This is a genomic window from Cryobacterium sp. M25 (assembly GCF_002929635.1).
GTDB classification, from domain to species: Bacteria; Actinomycetota; Actinomycetes; order Actinomycetales; family Microbacteriaceae; genus Cryobacterium; species Cryobacterium sandaracinum.
The window spans coordinates 51,775-71,663 of the sequence record NZ_PJJU01000051.1 but is presented as its reverse complement, the minus strand read 5'-3'; the positions used below and the strand labels follow the sequence as shown (position 1 = coordinate 71,663).

The 19,889-nt window shown below is 64.5% G+C and carries 23 protein-coding genes, 2 tRNA genes and 2 pseudogenes; 17 read left to right on the top strand and 10 right to left on the bottom strand.

Annotation, left to right across the window (positions count from 1 at the left end):
* Positions 1 to 80: 80 nt before the first annotated feature.
* Positions 81 to 1,265 carry a M23 family metallopeptidase gene (locus CXY81_RS08485; protein ID WP_146067659.1) on the top strand — a complete coding sequence of 395 codons (1,185 nt, stop codon included), beginning with the start codon at positions 81 to 83 and terminating at the stop codon, positions 1,263 to 1,265.
* Between the two features lie 27 nt (positions 1,266 to 1,292).
* Here the strand turns inward: CXY81_RS08485 and CXY81_RS08480 are convergent, their stop codons facing one another.
* Positions 1,293 to 2,198 (bottom strand): GTP pyrophosphokinase family protein, encoded by a 906-nt coding sequence (locus CXY81_RS08480; protein WP_369828362.1) that lies wholly within the window; start codon positions 2,196 to 2,198, stop codon positions 1,293 to 1,295.
* Between the two features lie 245 nt (positions 2,199 to 2,443).
* Positions 2,444 to 4,111, bottom strand: coding sequence for a glycoside hydrolase family 13 protein (locus CXY81_RS08475; RefSeq protein WP_104170451.1), 1,668 nt, complete (start codon positions 4,109 to 4,111; stop codon positions 2,444 to 2,446).
* Positions 4,112 to 4,284: 173 nt separating this feature from the next.
* Here CXY81_RS08475 and CXY81_RS08470 point away from each other — a divergent pair, with 173 nt between their 5' ends.
* From CXY81_RS08470 to CXY81_RS08445, 6 genes are all read left to right on the top strand, one after another.
* On the top strand, positions 4,285 to 5,523 hold the full coding sequence (locus tag CXY81_RS08470; protein ID WP_104194589.1) for a maltose ABC transporter substrate-binding protein: 1,239 nt from the start codon (positions 4,285 to 4,287) through the stop codon (positions 5,521 to 5,523).
* Positions 5,524 to 5,619: 96 nt separating this feature from the next.
* The gene (locus CXY81_RS08465; RefSeq protein ID WP_104194588.1) at positions 5,620 to 7,257 is read left to right on the top strand and encodes an ABC transporter permease subunit; all 1,638 of its coding nucleotides are present in this window, start codon (positions 5,620 to 5,622) and stop codon (positions 7,255 to 7,257) included.
* Between the two features lies 1 nt (position 7,258).
* On the top strand, positions 7,259 to 8,167 hold the full coding sequence (locus tag CXY81_RS08460; protein WP_104170448.1) for a sugar ABC transporter permease: 909 nt from the start codon (positions 7,259 to 7,261) through the stop codon (positions 8,165 to 8,167).
* 7 nt (positions 8,168 to 8,174) lie between these two features.
* The gene (locus CXY81_RS08455; protein ID WP_104194587.1) at positions 8,175 to 10,040 is read left to right on the top strand and encodes a glycoside hydrolase family 13 protein; all 1,866 of its coding nucleotides are present in this window, start codon (positions 8,175 to 8,177) and stop codon (positions 10,038 to 10,040) included.
* A 54-nt stretch (positions 10,041 to 10,094) separates the two neighbouring features.
* Positions 10,095 to 10,166: transfer RNA gene (locus CXY81_RS08450), tRNA-Thr, on the top strand.
* Between the two features lie 33 nt (positions 10,167 to 10,199).
* A tRNA-Met gene (locus tag CXY81_RS08445) sits at positions 10,200 to 10,273 on the top strand.
* A 412-nt stretch (positions 10,274 to 10,685) separates the two neighbouring features.
* Here CXY81_RS08445 and CXY81_RS08440 read toward each other — a convergent pair.
* Both CXY81_RS08440 and CXY81_RS08435 read right to left on the bottom strand, forming a co-directional pair.
* On the bottom strand, positions 10,686 to 10,925 hold the full coding sequence (locus CXY81_RS08440; RefSeq protein WP_146067658.1) for a hypothetical protein: 240 nt from the start codon (positions 10,923 to 10,925) through the stop codon (positions 10,686 to 10,688).
* A 166-nt stretch (positions 10,926 to 11,091) separates the two neighbouring features.
* Positions 11,092 to 11,328: a hypothetical protein gene (locus tag CXY81_RS08435; RefSeq protein WP_104170445.1), complete on the bottom strand. Its 237-nt coding sequence runs from the start codon at positions 11,326 to 11,328 to the stop codon at positions 11,092 to 11,094.
* Positions 11,329 to 11,837: 509 nt separating this feature from the next.
* Between CXY81_RS08435 and CXY81_RS08430 the strand changes: the two genes are divergently transcribed.
* From CXY81_RS08430 to CXY81_RS17495, 4 genes are all read left to right on the top strand, one after another.
* Positions 11,838 to 12,830: a MurR/RpiR family transcriptional regulator gene (locus CXY81_RS08430; protein ID WP_369828361.1), complete on the top strand. Its 993-nt coding sequence runs from the start codon at positions 11,838 to 11,840 to the stop codon at positions 12,828 to 12,830.
* A complete protein-coding gene (murQ, locus tag CXY81_RS08425) occupies positions 12,827 to 13,762 on the top strand; it encodes an N-acetylmuramic acid 6-phosphate etherase (protein WP_199183029.1) in 936 nt (311 codons plus the stop codon). The genes CXY81_RS08430 and murQ overlap by 4 nt, the downstream gene beginning before the upstream one ends.
* 120 nt (positions 13,763 to 13,882) lie before the next feature.
* Positions 13,883 to 14,014: a PTS glucose transporter subunit IIA gene (locus CXY81_RS16665; RefSeq protein ID WP_134401013.1), complete on the top strand. Its 132-nt coding sequence runs from the start codon at positions 13,883 to 13,885 to the stop codon at positions 14,012 to 14,014.
* Complete coding sequence (locus CXY81_RS17495; protein ID WP_158252034.1) at positions 14,011 to 14,208, top strand: PTS glucose transporter subunit IIA; 198 nt, start codon at positions 14,011 to 14,013, stop codon at positions 14,206 to 14,208. Before CXY81_RS16665 ends, CXY81_RS17495 begins: the two co-directional genes overlap by 4 nt.
* Before the next feature lie 172 nt (positions 14,209 to 14,380).
* On the opposite strand, the gene CXY81_RS16660 is transcribed toward CXY81_RS17495, so the two are convergent.
* The 6 genes and pseudogenes from CXY81_RS16660 to CXY81_RS08400 form a co-directional block, all read right to left on the bottom strand.
* Positions 14,381 to 14,560 (bottom strand): hypothetical protein, encoded by a 180-nt coding sequence (locus CXY81_RS16660; protein WP_199183028.1) that lies wholly within the window; start codon positions 14,558 to 14,560, stop codon positions 14,381 to 14,383.
* 39 nt (positions 14,561 to 14,599) lie between these two features.
* Positions 14,600 to 14,782, bottom strand: a complete 183-nt coding sequence (locus tag CXY81_RS16655; RefSeq protein ID WP_199180911.1) for a hypothetical protein — start codon at positions 14,780 to 14,782, stop codon at positions 14,600 to 14,602.
* 9 nt (positions 14,783 to 14,791) lie between these two features.
* Positions 14,792 to 15,082 carry a hypothetical protein gene (locus CXY81_RS16650; protein ID WP_199183027.1) on the bottom strand — a complete coding sequence of 97 codons (291 nt, stop codon included), beginning with the start codon at positions 15,080 to 15,082 and terminating at the stop codon, positions 14,792 to 14,794.
* 125 nt (positions 15,083 to 15,207) lie between these two features.
* Positions 15,208 to 15,537 carry a hypothetical protein gene (locus tag CXY81_RS08410; RefSeq protein WP_104194584.1) on the bottom strand — a complete coding sequence of 110 codons (330 nt, stop codon included), beginning with the start codon at positions 15,535 to 15,537 and terminating at the stop codon, positions 15,208 to 15,210.
* Positions 15,534 to 16,133: a hypothetical protein gene (locus CXY81_RS08405; protein WP_199183026.1), complete on the bottom strand. Its 600-nt coding sequence runs from the start codon at positions 16,131 to 16,133 to the stop codon at positions 15,534 to 15,536. Before CXY81_RS08405 ends, CXY81_RS08410 begins: the two co-directional genes overlap by 4 nt.
* Positions 16,134 to 16,171: 38 nt before the next feature.
* Positions 16,172 to 16,606, bottom strand: a pseudogene (locus CXY81_RS08400) (RNA polymerase sigma factor); the annotation flags it as partial.
* A gap of 253 nt (positions 16,607 to 16,859) precedes the next feature.
* Between CXY81_RS08400 and CXY81_RS08395 the strand changes: the two are divergent.
* The 6 genes and pseudogenes from CXY81_RS08395 to CXY81_RS08370 all read left to right on the top strand — a co-directional run.
* Complete coding sequence (locus CXY81_RS08395; protein WP_104170440.1) at positions 16,860 to 17,297, top strand: Asp23/Gls24 family envelope stress response protein; 438 nt, start codon at positions 16,860 to 16,862, stop codon at positions 17,295 to 17,297.
* Between the two features lie 23 nt (positions 17,298 to 17,320).
* Entirely contained in the window at positions 17,321 to 17,488 is a 168-nt protein-coding gene (locus tag CXY81_RS08390; protein ID WP_233194070.1) for a DUF2273 domain-containing protein, read from the top strand.
* The gene (locus tag CXY81_RS08385; protein WP_134544092.1) at positions 17,485 to 17,886 is read left to right on the top strand and encodes a hypothetical protein; all 402 of its coding nucleotides are present in this window, start codon (positions 17,485 to 17,487) and stop codon (positions 17,884 to 17,886) included. The genes CXY81_RS08390 and CXY81_RS08385 overlap by 4 nt, the downstream gene beginning before the upstream one ends.
* Positions 17,883 to 18,464 carry a DUF6286 domain-containing protein gene (locus tag CXY81_RS08380; protein ID WP_104194581.1) on the top strand — a complete coding sequence of 194 codons (582 nt, stop codon included), beginning with the start codon at positions 17,883 to 17,885 and terminating at the stop codon, positions 18,462 to 18,464. Before CXY81_RS08385 ends, CXY81_RS08380 begins: the two co-directional genes overlap by 4 nt.
* Entirely contained in the window at positions 18,461 to 19,081 is a 621-nt protein-coding gene (locus CXY81_RS08375) for a hypothetical protein (protein WP_104194580.1), read from the top strand. The genes CXY81_RS08380 and CXY81_RS08375 overlap by 4 nt, the downstream gene beginning before the upstream one ends.
* Positions 19,082 to 19,172: 91 nt before the next feature.
* A pseudogene (locus tag CXY81_RS08370) lies at positions 19,173 to 19,886 on the top strand (SDR family NAD(P)-dependent oxidoreductase); the annotation flags it as partial.
* Positions 19,887 to 19,889: the final 3 nt, after the last annotated feature.

Below are 19,889 nucleotides of genomic sequence, written 5' to 3'. Positions count from 1 at the left end.
TATCTTCAACCGTCCAATGCGCCGAAAGAACCGATCCTTTGCTCCCTCACTCCTCTAGCTCGGCTGCCTCGGTGCCGGGTGTGAGTGACCCTGCAACGAAGCCCCTCACGCGTCGCGAACTGCGCGAGCGCGAGCGGATGTCCGTCCCAGTGCTGGACATTCCAGGCTCCGCGGTCACCGACGCACCGACCGCCGCCGATCCCGCTGGTGCCGGGCCGTTGACGCCGGACCTCGACCTTCTGGTCGCCGCGCGCCTCGCTGAACCCGAATTCGAGTCCGTGACGATCGCTGACTCGGACCGCCTGATCGCCGCGCCGGCCGCCGCCGACGCTCCGGTCTCCGACGTGGACCGGCTGCAGACGGCCAGCTCCGCCGTCACGACGTCCACGGAGATCCCCTTCCCCACCCGGGCGCAGCGCCGCGCGGAACAGCCCGCCTCCCGCCCCCGCCGCGCATCGGCCCGGGAGCGACTGGCGCCCGCCGTTCACCCGGCCGCCGCCACCACGCCGGCACCCCGGCCCCGCACCACCGCGACGGCCCCCGCCAATCGGGTGCGTAAGTTCGCCACGACGGGGGTCACGATGGTCGCCATGGCCTTCGTCGCCCTGATGGCCGTGGCCACCTCCCTGCCGGCCGAGGCGCTGCTGTCCTCTGCCGATGTGCAGGCCGCCGCCTACAACGCGAAGCTGAGCGCCCAGGGCGAACCTGCCCAGTCGCTCTCCATGACCGGCGGAGCGGACACCATCTCGGTCGAGCGTGACGGCTACGAGTCGAAGACCATCGCCGAGGTCGCAGCGGCCAGCGGCATCCGGATGGAAGCGACCTTCACGAACAACCCGAACGGCACCGTGCAATGGCCCTTCTCGGTGGGCGTGCACATCGGTGACGAGTTCGGCTTCCGCGACTGTGCGGGCTGCTCCTCCAACCACGGCGGCCAGGACTTCAACCCGGGCCTCGGCGCGCCGATCCAGTCGATCGCCGACGGCGTCGTGCGCTACGCCCAAGACGGCGAAGGCAGCCTCGGCGTGCACATGATCATCGACCACATGATCGACGGCGAGCTCGTCTCCAGCGTTTACGCGCACATGATCCACGGCTCGATGCTCTTCAAGACCGGCGACGTCATCACGGTCGGCCAGGTCATCGGCCAGGTCGGCGACACCGGAATGTCCACCGGCCCGCACCTGCACTTCGAGATCCGCGTCGGCGGCAAGGACGGCACCAAGGTCAACCCGCTCGTCTGGCTGTACGCCAACACGAACTAGTTCGACCCCGACACAGGCCAGCTGGAACTAGCCGGCCGCCTCGGCCTTGGTCTCGTCCTCGTCCTCAGGCTCGGTCACTGGCGCGGACTTGGGCGGGGACTCGGCGGCCCGGGCGCGGCCGATGGCCGCGAGGAGGCCCTCTGGCAGTGCCAGCTGCGACAGCCCGGCGATCTCGAGCAGGTGGGTCTCTCCGCTGCCGTCGGGCTCCATGGCCAGGACCTGATCGTGCAGGCCCTCCATTTTCAGGTCGAGGCGATTGGCGGCATCCGCCGCCTGCTTGAGGTCGCCCACCAGATCCACCGGAACCGCCCCATGGTACTTGTAATAGATCTTGTGCTCGAGACTCGCCCAGAAGTCCATCGCGACCGTTCGGATCTGGATCTCGACCGTGACCTCGTCGACCCGGTCGGACAGGAAGACGGGGATGTCGACGATCAGGTGCAGGCTCTTGTAACCGTTCGGCTTCGGGGCGGCGATGTAGTCCTTGACCTCGAGCACCGTGACGTCGAGTTGGCTGGTGAGCATGTCGAGAATGCGGTACGTGTCCGAGATGAAGCTGCAGGTGATGCGGATGCCGGCGATGTCTTGGATCTGGGCGCGAATGTCGTCGAGGACGAGCGGGCAGCCCTTGCGGACGGCCTTCTTCAGGATCCCGTCGGGCGTCTTTAGCCGAGAGTTGACGTGCTCGATCGGGCTGTAGTCGTGGATGGAGGCGAACTCCTCCTTCAAGATGTTGATCTTCGTCATCATCTCGTCGGTCGCGAACTTGTATGCCAGCATGAACCGGGTCAGTTCTGTCGTGAGCTCGCGAGGTTCGGCGAGATCCCCGCGCGTCGGGGCCGCCTGGTCGGCTTCGGGGTCGGTGTTGGGGTCGGTGCCGAGTCCCGGTTCGGTTCCGTGTTCGGTTCCGCTGTCGATCCCCGTGCCGGTCACTGCTACTCCTTCTATGCGCTCCCCGTTCAGGCGACGCCCTTCGATTGTCCCATGGCGGCGCTGCGGGGTCACTGATCGCGTCGCCGGAGCACGCGGCATCCGTCGCCTTCGAGCGCCGTTCTGCCCCGTGCCCCGAACGAATTCGACGGAGATTTTGCTCTAGAACTGGGTTTTGAGTTCTAAACCGGCCGTTTCGGGCAGAATCTCCGTCGAATTCGTTTGGGCAAACGCCCCGAGGGTGGGGGCTAGGCGCGCAGCCAGACGGTGGTGTCGCCGGGGAGCGTGTTGCCGGGCAGCGGGCCGCTGGCGAGGAGGAGTTCGCCGGCAGGCAGAGGCACGGATTCCGCGCCCGTGTTCGCGACGACCGTCACCGCGCCGTTGCGCAGCGCCACGATCTCGTCAGCGTGGCCGTCCAGCCACTCCACCGAGCCCAGCCCGAGGGCGTGCTCCCGGCGCAGGCCCAGGGCCAGCGTGTACAACTCAAGGGTGGAGCCGGCGACGCCGACCTGCGCGTCGCGGGCGAGGCCCGCCCACTCGTCCGGCTGCGGCAGCCAGCTCTCGGCCGAGGGGCCGAAGCCGTAGGAGGGAGCGGCGGCTTCCCAGGGGAGCGGCACGCGGCATCCGTCACGGCCGTAGCGCTCTCCGTTGGTGCGAAACCAGGTGGGGTCTTCGCGTGCGGAGTCGGGCAGGTGGATGACCTCGGGTAGACCCAGTTCCTCGCCCTGGTAGAGGTAGCTGGAGCCGGGCAGCGCGAGCATGAGCGCCGAGGCGGCCCGGGCCCGGTGCAGGCCGATCACGCTGTCGGGCAGGTCGGGCGTCGTCGGCCCGATACCGTGGCCCTGCAGGTTCTCGTGGTTGAGCGCGAGCCGAGAGGCGTGGCGCACGACGTCGTGGTTGGAGAGCACCCAGGTGCTCGGGGCACCAACTGCGCCGAACGCAGCGAGGGAATCGTCGATGACGCGGCGGAGGGCCGGGCCGGCCCAAGCCGTCTCGAGGTAGGCGAAGTTGAAGGCCTGGTGCATCTCGTCGGGGCGCACCCATTCGGCGACGTGGCTGAGCGGATCGACCCAGGCCTCGGCCGCGAGGATGCGGTCGCCCGGGTACTCGTCGAGGATGAGGCGCCAGTCGCGGTAGATCTCGTGCACACCGTTCTGGGCCCAGTAGGGCGCGGTTTCGGGCCACTCGGTGATGATGCCTGGCCCCTCCGTCGAGGCACCGCCCATGCTGCCGCCCGCGACCGGAGGCGTGTAGTCGGGAAGACCGGTCGCTTTGATCATGCCGTGCGCGACGTCCACCCGAAAACCGTCCGCCCCGCGGTCGAGCCAGAACCGGAGCACATCGCGGAATTGCGCCTTCACCCATTCGTTGTCCCAGTCGAAGTCGGGTTGTGTGGTGTCGAAGAGGTGCAGGTACCACTGGCCGGGAGTGCCGTCCGGGTTCGTGACGCGGGTCCAGGCATTGCCGCCGAAGACGGAATCCCAGTTGTTCGGGGGAAGGTCGCCGTGTTCGCCCTGGCCATCACGGAAGATGTAATGCGCGCGCTCCTCACTGCCCTCGGCTGCGGCGAGGGCAGCTTTGAACCATGGATGCTCACTTGAGGAGTGGTTTGGCACGAGGTCAACGATCACGCGGATGCCCAGCTCGTGTGCCGTGTGCTGCAGGGTGTCGAAGTCATCGAGCGTGCCGAAGAGAGGGTCGACATCGCAATAATCGGCCACGTCGTAACCAGCGTCGTTCTGCGGTGACGTGTAGAACGGCGAGAGCCAGATGGCGTCTATCCCGAGAGCCCGGAGAGCAGGGAGACGATTGGTGATGCCGGTTAGATCGCCCATCCCGTCACCGTTGGCGTCCGCAAAGGACCGAGGATAGATCTGATAGATAACTGCGGTTCGCCACCACTCTGAGCCTGTCATGAAAAGAAACCCTACGGCATTTTCGTGACTATGGAAGCGCTTGCAGGTCTGCGGGCTGTGCGCATCACCTGCTCAAGATTCAGATCCGACTATTTCAGTTGTCAATGGTTCCGATACTTGCTATAAATGTAAACGCTTGCATAAATTTTCAATGTCCTGAGAAAGGCACACCAATGATGGTGAACATGAAAGGTCTCGTCGCTGCCGGCGCAGTAGTGGTCGCAGCGTCCCTCGCATTGTCCGGATGCTCCGGCGGGGCCTCCCCGCAGGGTGGCGAGGGCGATAAAGCCGCCGCCAACACCTTGACGGTTTGGGTCGATGCCGACCGCGGCACGGTCCTCAAAGACGCGGCGGCGGCATTCACGAAGGAATCCGGCGTCAAGGTAAAACTCATCCAGAAGGACTTCCCCAAGATCCAGGAAGAGTTCATCGCCCAGGTTCCGACCGGCAAGGGCCCCGACATCACGATCGGCGCCCACGACTGGATCGGGAACCTCGTCTCGAACGGCGTGCTCAAGCCCGTTGAACTCGGCGATACGACCGCTGACTTCCAGCCGGTCGCCGTCACCGCGATGACCTTCGAGGGCAAGACCTACGGTGTCCCATACTCGATCGAGAACATCGCCCTCCTCCGCAACACGGCCCTGGCGCCGACCGCGCCGGCGACGTACGCGGACATGGTCGCCGCCGGCACCGCCGCCGGCACTGAGTTCCCGTTCCTCGTGCCCGTTGGACCGGAATCGGACCCGTATCACCTGTACCCGTTCCAGACCTCGTTCGGCGCCCCCGTGTTCGGCACCAACTCCGACGGCAGCTATAACGCCGAAGACCTCTCGATCGGCAACGCCGGTGGAGAGGCCTACGCGGCCTGGCTCGCATCCGAAGGCGCCGCAGGGCACCTCAGCGTGAACATCACCAACGACATCGCCAAAGAGAAGTTCAACGCCGGCGCATCGCCGTTCTTCCTCTCCGGTCCGTGGAATGTCCCGGATGCCCAGAAGGCCGGCATCGACGTCGCGATCGACCCGATCCCGACCGCCAGCAGCAACCCTGCCCAGCCGTTTGTCGGCGTGCAGGGCTTCTTCGTGAGTGCGAAGACCAAGAACGCTCTCGCTGCCAATGAGTTCCTGGTGAACTACATCGGCTCCGAAGAGGTGCAGACCGCGCTCTACGAGGTCGGCGGGCGCCCGCCCGCGCTGACCAGCGCCTTCAAGGCAGCTGCCGCCGACCCGATCACCGCCGGTTTCGGTACGGTCGGAGCAACCGCCGTTCCGATGCCGAACATCCCGCAAATGGGCAAGGTCTGGCAGTTCTGGGGCGTGACCGAGGCCGCGATCATCGCGGGCGAGGGTGACCCGGCAGCGCTGTGGCAGAAGATGACCGGCGAAATCCAGGGCGCCATCGCGAAGTAACACCGTGTGCCCGGCTCCATCAGGGGGCCGGGCACAGCGTGCTCCCTCACCGCACATCAGGCAAGGTTGCCGGCAGGCGCCAGAGAACGGACGAAGATGCCCACCCCACGAACAGGTCGCGATCGCACCGTGCGCGACAACTCGCTGGTCACCCAGTGGAGGCAATCCAAGCGGGCGGGACGAATTGCCGACGCGGCGTCCGTCGGGATCAAGATTCTCCTGGTGAAAATTCTGCTCCTCGGTATCGTCGACGCAATCAGCGTCTACGCCCTCTTTGTGCTCTTCCTGAAACAGGACTGGGTCGTCTTCGGACTCGTTCTGGCAGTCACCCTGATCGTCAACTGGATCTACTTCAGCAAAAACGCTCTGCCGGCCAAGTACCTCACCCCCGGCCTGATCTTCCTCGTGATCTTCCAGATCTTTGTTGTGGGCTATTCCGGCTACATCGCGTTCACGAACTACGGCACCGGGCACAACAGCACCAGGGCGGACGCGGTCGCATCACTCATCGCCTCCGCGCAGCAACGAGTGCCGGACTCGGTCGCGTATGACATCACCGTGATCGAGCAATTGGGTGCCTACAGCCTCCTCGTCACCGACCCTGACGGCCGGATCAGCGTCGGCAGCGCCGACGCGCCCCTGCGTGAAGTCACCGATGCCGAGACGGATGCCGACGGCGTCGCCACCGCACTTCCCGGCTACACCTCGCTCAAGTTCAGCGACATCGCTGCCAATCAAGAGGTCATCGCGGCCCTCTCGGTGCCGCTCACCGACGACCCGAACGAGGGGGTGCTCCGCACCCCGGACGGCTCAAAGGCCTATCTCTACCTGTCCGATCTGGTCTACGACGAGGCCGCGAGAACGATGACGAACACCACGACGAACGTCGTCTACGCCGAGGACGGCACGGTCGGGGCGTTCGCCGCGGAGGACGGTACCGAACTGCGCCCCGGTTGGAAGGTTGAGGTCGGATTCGATAACTTTGCCCGTGCGTTCGGCACGGAATCCATTCGGGGGCCGCTGATCAACGTGACCCTGTGGACCTTCGCCTTCGCTTTCCTTTCTGTCGTCACCACGTTCGCGCTCGGGCTCTTCCTGGCGCTGGTCTTCAATGACCTGCGGATGCGCGGACGCAACGTCTACCGCGTCGTCTTGATTCTTCCCTACGCGTTCCCGGCATTCCTGTCCGCGCTGGTCTGGGCGGGACTGCTCAACCCGCAGTTCGGCTTCGTCAACCAGGTGCTGTTCGGCGGGGCGGAAATACCCTGGCTCACAAACGAGTGGCTGGCCAAATTCAGCATCATCTTCGTGAACCTGTGGCTCGGCTTTCCCTACATGTTCCTGGTCTGCACGGGTGCTCTTCAGTCGATTCCCGTCGAGTTGCAGGAGGCAGCAACGGTCGACGGGGCGCGGCCCTGGCAGGTGTTCCGGCTGATCAAGCTTCCGCTGCTGCTCGTGTCGGTGGCCCCGCTGCTCATCTCGTCGTTCGCGTTCAACTTCAACAACTTCAACCTCATCTACATGCTCACCAATGGCGGGCCGAGAGACGTTACCGCGGGAGTGAATGTCGGTGCGACCGACATCCTCATCTCGATGGTCTACAAGGTCGCCTTCGTCGGTGCGAACCGCGACTACGGATTGGCGAGTGCGTTCTCCATCATCATTTTCCTGCTGGTCGCGATCGTGTCGATCATCAGCTTTAGGCAGACCAAGGCACTAGAGGAGCTGAACTGACATGCAGGTCAACAATCGGGAGGCAAGCGACCGCATCGTCGCGCGAAAGTCGTCATTCCAGTTCAAGCGCTGGTTCAGAGCAACGGGATGGCGCCACCTGATCGGCGTGTTCATGGCCGTGTTCTCGGCGTTTCCCCTTGTCTACGTGCTCTCGGCAGCGCTGCAACCCGGTGGCACCCTGATCACGGCAAATGGGCTATTCAGCGAGGTGAGCCTCGGCAGCTTTGTGACGCTCTTCAACCTGCCCCAACAGCCATACGCCGCCTGGTACGGCAATACCCTGATCATCGGAGTGATCACCTCGATCGGCACGGTGTTTTTGGGGGCCCTTGCGGCGTATTCCTTCTCCCGTATGCGTTTTTTCGGTCGCCGGGGGGGACTGCTCACGCTCGTACTGTTGCAGATGTTTCCCCAACTGTTGGCTGTCGTCGCGATATTCCTCCTGCTCAACGGCATCTCTGATATCTTCCCGGCGATCGGACTGGACTCGCAGGTCGGCCTGATCATGGTCTACCTCGGCGGGGCTCTTGGGGTGAACACCTACCTGATGTACGGATTTTTCAACACGATTCCCGCTTCGATCGACGAGGCCGCCAAGTTGGACGGTGCTGGTCACGCTCGCATCTTCTTCACGATCATCCTGCGACTGGTCGCACCCATTTTGGCGGTCGTCGGCCTCCTCTCCTTCATCGGCACGACGAACGAGTTCGTCATCGCGAGCATCGTGCTGATCAGCCCGGAGAATCAGACCCTCGCGGTGGGCCTCTACCAGTTCGTGTCTCAGAAATTCTCCACCAACTACTCGGTCTTCGCGGCCGGCGCCGTGCTCGCGGCCCTGCCCGTGATGGCCCTGTTCCTCTGGCTGCAGAAGTACATCGTCGGTGGCCTGACCGCCGGATCGGTGAAGTAGGGCACGCATGCTCCCGCACCACGACGGGTCGGCCCTGTACGTTTCCGACCAGGCGCCGCGGCCGGGCGACGCGGTCGGCGTGCGGGTGCGGGTGCCGGAGGCGTGGGGCGCCGTCGCATCCGTGCACGTGCGTTCGACGCCCGACCGGGAACCGCGCTTCCACGAGGCCCGCCTGCTCGGCGCGGCGGAGGGCTGGCGGTGGTGGGAGGCCGAGGTCGAGATCCTGAACCCGGTCAACGGCTACCGGTTCCTGATCAACCGGGCCGACGGCGGGCACTGGTGGCTGAACGCCGCCGGGGCGCATTCCTTCGAGACCGTCGACGCGGAGGACTTCAAGCTGCTCAGCCATCCGGCACCGCCGGACTGGGCCGCGTCGACCGTGATGTACCAGATCTTCCCGGATCGTTTCGGGCGTTCCACGGCCGCCGCGCTGCGCGAGAAGCCGGCCTGGGCTGTGCCCGCGGCGTGGGGCGACCCGGTGGCGGCGGAGCAACCGACCCGTTCGCACCAGTTCTACGGTGGGGACCTCGACGGCATCGTCGTGCACCTGGACCACCTCGAACGGCTCGGCGTCACCCTGCTCTACCTGACGCCCGTGTTCCCGGCCGGCTCAAGCCACCGCTACGACGCGCGGAGCTTCGACGTGGTCGACCCGGCACTGGGCGGCGACGCTGCCCTCGTGCGGCTGGTCGAGGCTGCCCACGAGCGGGGCTTCAAGGTGATCGGCGACCTCACCTCGAACCACTCCGGCAACCGGCACGAGTGGTTCCGGGCGGCGCACCGCACCCCGGGTGCCGTCGAGAGCGCCTTCTACTACTGGCTCGACGACCGGCACGAGGACTACGCGTCCTGGCTCGACGTGCCCAGCCTGCCGAAGTTCAACTGGTCCTCGATCGAGCTGCGCCGCCGGTTCATCGAGGGGCCGCAGTCGGTGGTGGCGAAGTGGCTGCGGGCCCCGTACCACCTCGACGGCTGGCGCATCGATGTGGCGAACATGACCGGCCGCCTGCAGGGAGAGGACCTGAACGCCCTGGTGCGGCAGACCATCCGTCGCACCATGATCGCGGAGAATCCCAACACCATCCTGCTCGGCGAATCGACCAATGATGCCTCGGACGACTTCCAGGGTGACGGCTGGCACGGCGCGATGACCTATACGACCTTCACCCGACCGGTGTGGAGCTGGCTCTCGAAACCGCACAGCCCCTCGACGTTCTTCGGGCTGCCCTACGGCACCATCCCGCTGACCGACGGGCGGGCGTTCGTGGACGCTCACCTCCGGTTCACGGCCGGCTACCCCTGGCGCACTCGCCTGGCCACCATGAACGCTCTCGACACGCACGACACTCCAAGGTTCCGCACCCATGCGATCGACGGGGGAGTGGCCGTCGCCTTCGGGCTGAGCGCGACCCTGCCGGGCATCCCGGTGGTCTTCGCCGGCGACGAATTCGGCCTGGCCGGCGACGACGGCGAGGGCTCGCGCACGCCCATGCCGTGGGATACGGCGGGCGACACCGAGGTGGCGGCCACAATCGACCTGTACGCGGCGCTGATCCGCTTGCGTACCGCCCACCCGGCCCTGAACGGCGGCGGGATGCGCTGGGTGCTCGTGGGCGCGGATGTGCTCGTCTACGTGCGCGAGTGTGCGGAGGAGTCGGTGCTGTTGGTCGCGGCCCGCGCCGCGTGCGCGGTGACACTGCCGCTCGGGGCCGTGGCAGGAGAGCCGACCCGGCTCCTGGGCGACGCCGCCGTCAGCGTGGCGGGCGGGCGCATCCGTCTGGAAACGGACGGGCCGAGCTTCACCGCGTGGGCGCTGCCGGGGGTTTCGGTGCCCGATTCCGCCCCACGGTCATCGAGCCGGCCGACTTGGTGATAATATTTACCGGTTGCCAAAATTTGGCTTGGTTTTCGTTCACACGGATGCTTCGCCCCCTTAGCTCATTGGTAGAGCACTTCCTTGGTAAGGAAGAGGTAGTGGGTCCGATTCCCACAGGGGGCTCTGGCTTGGAAGCTCTTGCAGCCGACAGGTCGTGGCGGGGTAGCTCAGTTGGTTAGAGCACACGGCTCATAATCGTGGTGTCGCGGGTTCAATTCCCGCTCCCGCTACACATAAAGGCCCTTTGACCAGGAATTCTGTCGGTCACTGGGCCTTTCTTTTTGATCGGATGCCACCCAGCTCTGCTCTAGACTCCGGTCTAGGTCTGAGTTTCGGGCAATGCTTCGTTGCGCGTCCATTCGGTCCCGCGTCTCGCAACATATCGGTGAAGGACGGCCAGGAACTTACCGAGCGACCACTGGGACACGTGTGAGCGGGATTTCCTTACGGATGGGCCAAATGCGACTCCTGCCAGAGTGGGCCGCGCAGTCCGGTTCCGAGGAGGAGGTCCCGTAGGAGTTTCCCCTAGGACGCTCCCGCCGGGGTGGCGGCACCTCAACACATTGACCCCTGAAATCTACATCGCCAGGGGCCAGTGAGAGGGCGGTCGAGAGCAGGGTGTAGGGGAGCGCCGACGGGTGCCTATTCGTAGATTTCGACCTGACCGGCGAATTCCAGCTCGACCTGGGCGACGCCCTCGTACAGCGTGATTTCACCCATCGTGCACAAAGTCGTTCCGTGCGGGATGGGCTCCACGCCGCCGATGTCCCAGAGCACGATTCGGAATCGCCCGGTATCCGGGTAGTCGCGCCCAAGATTCAGGAAGACATCGTCGTTCGAGTTGCCGCTACCGGCTAGCGGTCCGCACACATGCTGAGTCATGCCGGCATAGTTGCCAGCCTCGTTCCCCGCGAAACCGCCCCCGGGCTGGTTCTCCACGGTGGAGGCGTCGACCAGCGACCCGGCAGTGCCGTCCGAGCAAAGGCCGTCCTCGCTCAGAAGAGCGATGGCCTCTCGTCCGATGTACTGCGTCCAAGAGTCGCAGGTCTCAGGGCACGAAGCTGTCGCCCTTCGCGAACCGGGCGACCGCGCGGTAAGCGGTGGCGCGGTAGGCGACGAGGTCGTGGAAGCTCGGCTCGAGCATGGTGAAGTCGCCGCTTTCTTCGCGGCGGAAGTGCGGCTGTCCGATTCGCACGTAGAAGCGGGTGTCGCCGCTCTCGGTGACGGATTGCTGTGGCTCCGAGGCGATGAAACGTGACAGGGAGTGTTGGGTGTGAAGTGCCATGGGACTTGACCTCCTGTGATCGGGCGGATCCTCGTGATTTGCGCTCACTACGAGGTGCGCCGCGCACGCCCGTTGCGCGATTGGACCCTGCAAGGCGTTCCTGCGCCGTATCCGCATAAATCGTTTGACGGAGCAAAGAGAAATCAAGTCACTCCGCTTGGCTGTCCGGGTGATCCGCGGGCTTGTCGTGAGTCGGCGCGCGCATCAGCGGTCCGCTGTCTGCTCGGTTCGCGGGTAGCCCCTGAGCACTGGGGCGTGCGTTCCACCTTCACCGCCTTGCGACGAAAAACTGGAGGGGCTGCGCGGAGCATGATCGCGACGCGGCGGCTCGAGCGCTGCGATGAGCGCATTCTTGGCGCGTGCTTCTGTCATCGCGCGCTGGGACCGGGCTTCCAGAGGCTGCTGAGGAGGTACGCGGATCTGCTTTGCAGCCAATCCGTCATGGGAGAAACCATAGAAACTCTTGACATCATCGGTTCAAAAAAGTGTAACTTTGTTACAGGCTCGGGATGGCCCCGAGACTGCAACCCGAGGGGAGGAGGGCGCCCATGACACCCAAGAAGGACTACAGGCATGCTCCTGATCGTGGCGTCGCGACCGATGCTAGGCGTGAGCTCATCGGACCAACCACTCCGGCTCCGTCGGATGTGGTCGCGAGGCTCCGGGCGATGTTGCCTGGCCTGACCCCGGCGGAGGGCCGGATCGGGCGGGTCCTGCTGTCTGACACCACGGCGGCGTCGGCTCTGACAGTCAACGAACTCGCCGAATGCGCGTCGACGAGCACCGCGAGCGTGGTCCGCACCGCGCGGCGTCTCGGTTTTGACGGATACCCGCAGCTCCGGCTCGCGCTGGCTGCGCAGGGCGGTGCGAACCACGACGGTGGTGTCCCGGTGGGCGCCGACATCGCCGACGGCGACCGGATCGGCGTGGTGTTGACCAAGCTGGCCGCGTTCGAGTCTGAACAGCTCCGCGCTACCGCCGAACTCGTCGATCCCGTCGCCCTGGAGAAAGTGATCGATTTGATCCGGGCCGCTCGCCGGATCGACGTGTATGGCATCGGCGCGTCTGGCCTGGTCGCGGAGGATCTAACTGCGAAATTGAACCGGGTCGGACTGGTCGCCCGGGCATACACCGAACACGACGCGGCAATGGTCAGCGCTTCGCTGCTCGGCCCCGCCGACCTGGCCATCGGCGTTTCCCACTCGGGAGAGAACCCCGGCACCGTCGCCCCACTGCAATCGGCCCGGTCGACCGGCGCCGGCACGGCGGCCATCACTGGCGCCGCCCGCTCCCGATTGGCGGCCCACGGCGAACACGTCTTGGTCACCGCGGGTCGAGAGTTTGGCTTCCGTTCCGCAGCGATGGCCAGCCGCACTGGGCAGCTCCTGCTCGTCGACGCCATCTTTGTCGGCGTCGCACAAACGCTGCCCGGGGCCCGAGCCGCGCTGGAACGCACCTACGCCGCCGTCACCTCTCATCCGGGACGAAACAAACAACCATGAATAGCTTCAACAACACCAGGAACAGGGACAACACCATGGCACTCGCCACATTGGGCACCGAGACCGCGAATGACCGCACCACTGACTTGGACACGATGTCCGTCGCGGACCTGCTCACCGTGATGAACCAAGAGGACCGCACAGTCCCGGTTGCGGTGGCGGCGGCACTACCGGCGATCGAGAACGCAGTAAATGCGATTGTGGGCGCCCGCCGCCGCGGCGGACGGCTGATCTACCTAGGTGCCGGCACCAGCGGCCGACTTGGGGTGCTGGACGCCGTCGAATGCCCACCGACGTTCGGTACCGACCCCGGGGAAGTCCTCGGGCTTATCGCCGGCGGGGAGCGTGCGTTCCTCCAGGCCGTCGAAGGTGCCGAAGATGATCCCGACCTCGCGGTGAACGACCTGCGGGCAGTCGGACTTACCGTCGCTGACGTGGTCGTCGGCATCGCCGCCAGCGGCCGAACCCCCTATGTCATCGGCGGTCTGGACCATGCCCGAAGCGTTGGGGCGGCCACCGTCTCCGTCGCCTGCAATCTCGGCGCGGAGATCAGCAGACACGCCGATGTCGCCATCGAGGTCGACACCGGACCCGAGGTCCTGACCGGCTCTACCCGGCTGAAGGCAGGGTCGGCGCAAAAGCTGGTGTGCAACATGCTCTCCACCGCCAGCATGATCCGCACCGGAAAGGTCTTCCACAACCTGATGGTCGACGTCCAACCCACGAACGCCAAATTGGTCGACCGGGCCCGCCGCATCGTCAGCGACGCCACCGGGGCGGATCCGGATACCGCCGCCGCTGCAATCGATCAGGCCGGCGGACATGCCAAGACCGCCGTGGTCATGCTGCTCACCGACACTGATTTCCCCACGGCCACCGCTCGCCTCGAACAGGCTCACGGCGACGTCCGCACCGCCATCACGTCACCCTGAGCGAACCGTCACCCGCTGCCGCGGGTCGCATCGTGTGGCACGGGCGTGCATCGCTGACGACCATAACAACTCTCGATTCGTCTGCAGTTCCCCGCACGTCACACTCCAGGAGATACAGCCATGCCCGAAAACATCCTCAGCCCCCTGCGCGGCACCGTGGTTTCGCTCGGCGATGTTCCCGACCCCGTGTTCGCCCAGGAAATCGTCGGCGGGGGAGTGGCATTCAACCCTCCCCGGAAATCGGCCCCGTGACGGCTCGTGCGCCGGTGAGTGGCAACCTCGTCCGGGTCGAGCCGCACGCCTTCGTCATCCAGTCCACGTCGGGGACCGGGATCCTGGTCCACCTTGGCATCGACACGGTTCACATGAATGGCGAGGGCTTCGAGGTGTTGGCCACCGAAGGGTCCACCGTTCGCGGGAGGTGTGGCGTTTGGACCTGCCTATAGCGCTGTGGCCGCAGTGGGGCAGGGATCCACCAGTGCGATGGATGGAGCGAGGATAGGCCATCTTTCCAATGGCTGAGGATGTGCTCGGCCACCCGGGTGACCAGTTCAGAATTAAGCGCCGCCAATTCCAAACCGGACACCCATCGAGTAATACTCACGCGGGGCCGGTCTGCTAGCGCCCGATGTTCGTGCGGCGGGTGCTGCCGGTGATGGCGGAATTCATGCTGTTCTGCGTCTTGTTCTTCGTCTGCTCGGCCTGTTCTTTCATCTTCGGGGCTTCTTCCTCGGCTTTGACGAGGTAGGACTCCCAGCGGGCCTGCATGGGCTTGATCAGGCCGCCGTCAGCGCCCAAGATGATAATAACGCCTGCGATGTTGGCGAGGACCTTGCCTTAGGACAGCCCGCCGAGGGTGCCCTGGATGAGGGTCTTCACGCCCGCGGCAACGGCCGCGGCGATGACGATGATGATGATTGCCACGATGATCTTCGGCAGGAAAGCGATGATCCCGGCGAGCAGATCACTGACCGGGTTGGGCCCGAATACTCCGAATGCGAACTGTAAAACGAACAACACCAGCGTGTACTACAGAATCTTTGCGATGATGTCCGACGCGTCCATGGACGAGCTGGCCAAGGCCTTTTTCACACCGCCGCGCTCCACAACGCGGTCAAAGTCCACCTTTTCGAGCAGCTTCGCCAGCGCCTTGGAGATCAGCTTCGCCACGATCAAGCCGACGATCAAAATGACCAGGAACAACAGAAGCTTCGGGACAAAGTCCATGAGAGTAGCCAGCCCGACTGCGAGGGCGCTGGTGAATTCGTTTTGCATGTCAACCTCCAGGGTTGGGTCGCGCCGATTGGTCGGCAGGGTCACTTCGTGTGTTGCGCCTGTCCTAAGTTAAGGGGCGCGTTACGATACGAACCGAGCGCAAGAGTGCCACACCTCAAAGACGCAGCTACCGGCCGTTTCGTCACGCTCGGCGGAAAATGGCCGTACTTCTAGCCGATGCTGGCAACCGTCACAGAGATGGTGTTGATGGGGGCAAGCGCCAAAATGGCGGGATTCGCGGCGATCGTGTCATGCACGCGTCGGCACACCTCGGTGGATGACGCTGCGTCGGCGACGCCGATTCTCGCGGTCACGCTCAGCCTGGCCATTCCCGTCGTCACGGTAACTAGTTTCGGTGCCTTTTCCCGCTGCGTAAGGGCATCGACAACAGACCCGACAATCGTGACGACGATCGGCGTGGTCGGGTACAAGGCTGTCACCCCCGGGACAGACCTTACGATAGCTTCGAGATTCTCTGCGAGCTCGGCGGCATTCGTCATGGTGTTGCTTCTTCTTCGCCGTGCTCTGGCTTAATGAGGTAGATGTCGCGAATGATCACGTCGATGCCCGCGATGGCGAGCTCGGTGTGGGTGCGTAGCGCGCCGACGAGCGTGTCTCGCAACTTGTCGGCAAGGGCGGGAATGTTCTCACCCTTGTAGACGCTGGCATCGATCGTGACCGTGATCGGAGCTCCCAGCGCAGTGAGGTCCCCGTCAAGCCGGCATCGACCCACGATGAGGTTGTCGACGGTATCGCCTGCCGCGCGAACGAGTCCGCGGACAGCTCCCTCGGTGACGAAAAGTTGCGCGTTCGGCGACGGGTGCGAGATGGGGATGTCGCGCCCGGACCGGACGTCGAGCACGATCCTGTCCAGGATGGCGGTGACCCAGTTGTCGTCTCGAGCCGGTTGCTCTTCTGCCTCATCCCGGAGCAGCGTGCTCATTGCGCCGCGCAGGCGCTTAACGGAGGCCATCGCCATCTGGCATGCAGCCGATGTGTCGATCGACGGGTCGGTGGGCATCTTGCCTCGGTCGAGGTAGTCGCTGAGTTCGTCAATGGTGTGGCCATCAAGGAGGTCAGGTTCATCATTTGACACGTACCAGGCCGGGGGGGGGGGCGGACGTTTCCGAGTCGTCACCGCCAGGCCTCCATCTCGCGAATCAAAGTTTTGCGGGCGCGAGCAAGCAGCCCGCGAACGGTAGAAAGGGGCAAGTCGAGTTCCTCAGCGATCTCGGAATAACGGTAGTCCCCAAACTCTCTCAGCTCCCAGCATCGTCGTTGATCCTCCGGAAGGGCGGACAAGACTTGGGAGAGTGCCTCGTTACACGAACGCGCCTCCCTTATCTGCGTCGGTGAATGGTCCTCCGATGCAGGCACGCCGACGTCGTCGAGGTTGGAGTTCTGCCGCCGTGCGCGGATTCGATCAATGCTCTTGTGGCTGGCGATGCGCATCAGCCAACTTTTTACCAGCGCAGAATCTTTCAAGGTCGATAGCTTCGCCCATGCCGTGATGAACGTGTCCTGTACGACATCGTCTGCATCGTGGCTGCAGCCCAGGATGCGGGTCGCGTAGGCGCGTACCTACGGGCCGTACCGTCGCACAATCACTTCGAATGCTCGAACGTCTCCGTCAACAGCGCGGTCCACCAAGGTGCGGTCGTCGGCGTGGGCCAGCAGTGCCCTGCTCTTGCTATCTGGAATGGTTGCCCCTCGATTCGCTGGGAACTGTAGCACCGGGTGTGACGAACGCGTCGTGGCATGCGTCTACATAATAACTAGTGCAAATACGCCCCGTTCAGGGGCCACGAACAAGGAGCCTCCCATGGCAGATCTCACCAGACCTACTCTTTCCACCGCACCGAACTCCGCCTCGACGACCCCCGGCCGCGGCAAGACCGTGATCAACGACGCTGTGGTGGCAAAGATCGCCGGCATTGCAGCCCGTGAGGTCAGCGGTGTGCACGCCCTTGGCGGCGGAGCCGCCCGGGCGCTCGGTGCCATCCGCGATGCCCTGAACACCTCGGACGTGAGCCAGGGCATCAACGTGGAGGTCGGAGAAACTCAGGTCGCGGCCGACGTAACCATTGTCGCGGAGTACCCCGTGGCCCTGCAGGATGTGGCCGAGCGGGTGCGGTCTGCCGTGATCCGTGTGATCGAAGACCTGGTTGGAATGGAGGTCACCGAGGTGAACGTGAACATCAACGACGTGTATCTGCCGGCCGACGACAAGGACGAGAAGTCCGAGGCTCGGGTTCAGTGAGCACTTTGGCGAAAACGGGGGCCGTGTTCGGAGCCGTGCTTGCTCTGACGTGGCTGGTCCTTGGCTTTTGGCCATTCGTGTTCGTGGCCGCGGCCATGGCGGTCGGCGCGATCGTCGGGCGGATTATGGACGGAAAGCTGAGCGTTGCGAACCTGGTTGACGCATTCCGGGGCAAGCGTTCGTCGTCATGACAACCCTAAGTTCCGAAACAGCGGCCCGTCATACGCTCTCGCCGACGACGCTCAAAAACGGCTGGACCACCGTCTCGACCCGAGCTTTGAATCGGCTAGTGTGTGCGGTCGCGGCGGACGCTCTGGGCGTTGACCCCTCGGCGGTCGGTGCCGAGCTCACCGATGATCAGGGCAACCTCGCCCTCACGGTCAGCGCCCCCATCCGGGTCGTTGCGCTCACCCGTGTGCACCGGGATCCCTCCATCGTGACTCGCACCGGGGGCACGATTCTGGAGCGGGCCGAGCACGCCAGGCAGCACATTCATTATCAGGTGGGCGAGTTGACCGGTTCTACCCTGTCCCGGGTGACCGTGCGGCTCACCGATGCCGACATTCGACCAGAGGACCGCGTGCAATGACCAAGTATCGTTCCACCTACCAACGGATCAGCCGTCGCGAGCTTTACTCGCCGCGTTCGGTCGCAGCGATCACTCTCGCCATCCTGGCCATCGCCGCCTGCCTCTGGCTCATGATCGAGATCGTGCTGAACCTGCTCGGCCGGCCGGGGCTCCTCACGGCCCCCGCGGGTATGGCGGGCGCGGTCGCGGGCGCCTCCTCTGCACCGCCCGTGCTCGTGGGCGGGCTGGGCCTCACCGGCGCCCTCATCGGGCTGCTTCTCCTTGTCGTGGCCGTCACTCCTGGCCGGCGATCTCGCCATCTGCTCGAGACCGACCGGGCCGCGACCATCGTCGACAACGAGGTGATCGCATCCGCGTTGGCTCGTGAAGCGGCCCGCGTTGCTGGGTTGACCCCAGATAACGCGCGGGTCACCGTGACCCCCCGTAGCGCAACCGTGCACCTCACTCCTACTTCTGGAACTGCGATCGATCAGCAGGCGGTGCTCACGGCCGTGCGCGAGCAGATTGAGGCTTTTAGATTGCTGCGTTCCCTTCACGCGAAAGTCATTGTTGTCTCCACGGGGAGGGTGGGGGGATGAACTCCACCAATCGCATCCTCAACCGCGTCTTTGTTTTCCTGGTCGGAATCCTCGTCTTGATCGGTGGCGCGACCCTGGTCCTGGTGGCACTTGTTCCGCTCGTCCGCGACAGCTGGACGAACGCAACTCGTGTCGGCATCGATAAGGCAAACCGGTGGCTGCAGGCCACCCCATTGCCCGAATCCCTGGTCCCGGTCAACGGCAGCTGGTTATGGCTCATCGTCCTCGCCGCTGGAGCGCTGCTCATCGCGGTGCTGGTCACCTTCAGCCTGCGTCAAGGCCACGGCCACACCGGCCGACTCGTCACGCTGAACGGAAGAACCAGCAGTGGCGCGGTTGCCATTGAGTCGAAAGTGGCCGAGCACGCCATCCAGGATGCTCTTACGAACCGACCGGAACTCGTTGCCTCCCACGTCTCCACCTATCGCGTCAAGAACCAGTCAGCGCTGAAGATCGCCATCACCTGCCGCCGAGGAGTCTCACCTCGGGAAGCCAGCCGGATTGTCGACGAGGTGCTCTTTTCTTTTGATAATCTCCTCGGCTTACAGCTCCCTGCCCTCGTGCAGATCAGCGGAGGCTTCCGCGCGCGAACGACCAAGGCCGCCCGTCTCCGCTGATAACTCACCGGCTCAAAGAAATCAGCAGGCGGCGGTCAGCCGTGCCGCCTCAACCGGCAACACCCGCTGCTTTTCGATAGAGAGTCACATCATGACGAACCAAAACGACGACCCGAGGACGAAATACATCACCGGCGGCAACCCAAAACAGGAACAGAGTCAACCCGGCCTGACCGAGGCGACTAAGCCCCGCCCGGATCGTGGCGAAGACACCTATCACGGCGCCGGAAAACTCGTCGGGAGGCGGGCACTCATCACAGGCGGCGACTCCGGCATCGGCCGGGCCGTGGCCATCGCCTACGCCAAAGATGGTGCCGATATTGCGATCTCCAACCTGCCTGACGAACAGACGGATGCCGAATTCACGGAAGAGCAGATCCGGGCCGCCGGCCGCACCGTCCTGCTCATCCCGGGCGACATCCGCGAGGAAACCCGCTGCGTCAATCTCGTAAAGGATACCGTGGCAACCCTCGGCGGCTTGGATATCCTGGTGCTCAACGCCGCCTACCAAAAAAACCGGAACGGTCCAGAAAACCTGTCCACGACAGAATTCGACCGGGTCTTCAAAACCAATCTTTATGCGACTCTGTGGATCGCGCGCACCGCCATCCCGCACCTCTGGCCGGGAGCATCGATCATCTCCACGTCATCAATCCCGGCATCGAGCCCCGCACAGGCGTTGATCGACTATGCCATGACCAAAGCCGCACTCGTAGCGTTCACACAGGCGCTCGCCCAAGAATTAGGCCCAGCCGGGGTTCGGGTCAACGCAGTCGCGCACGGGTCAACACAGTCGCGCACGGGTCAA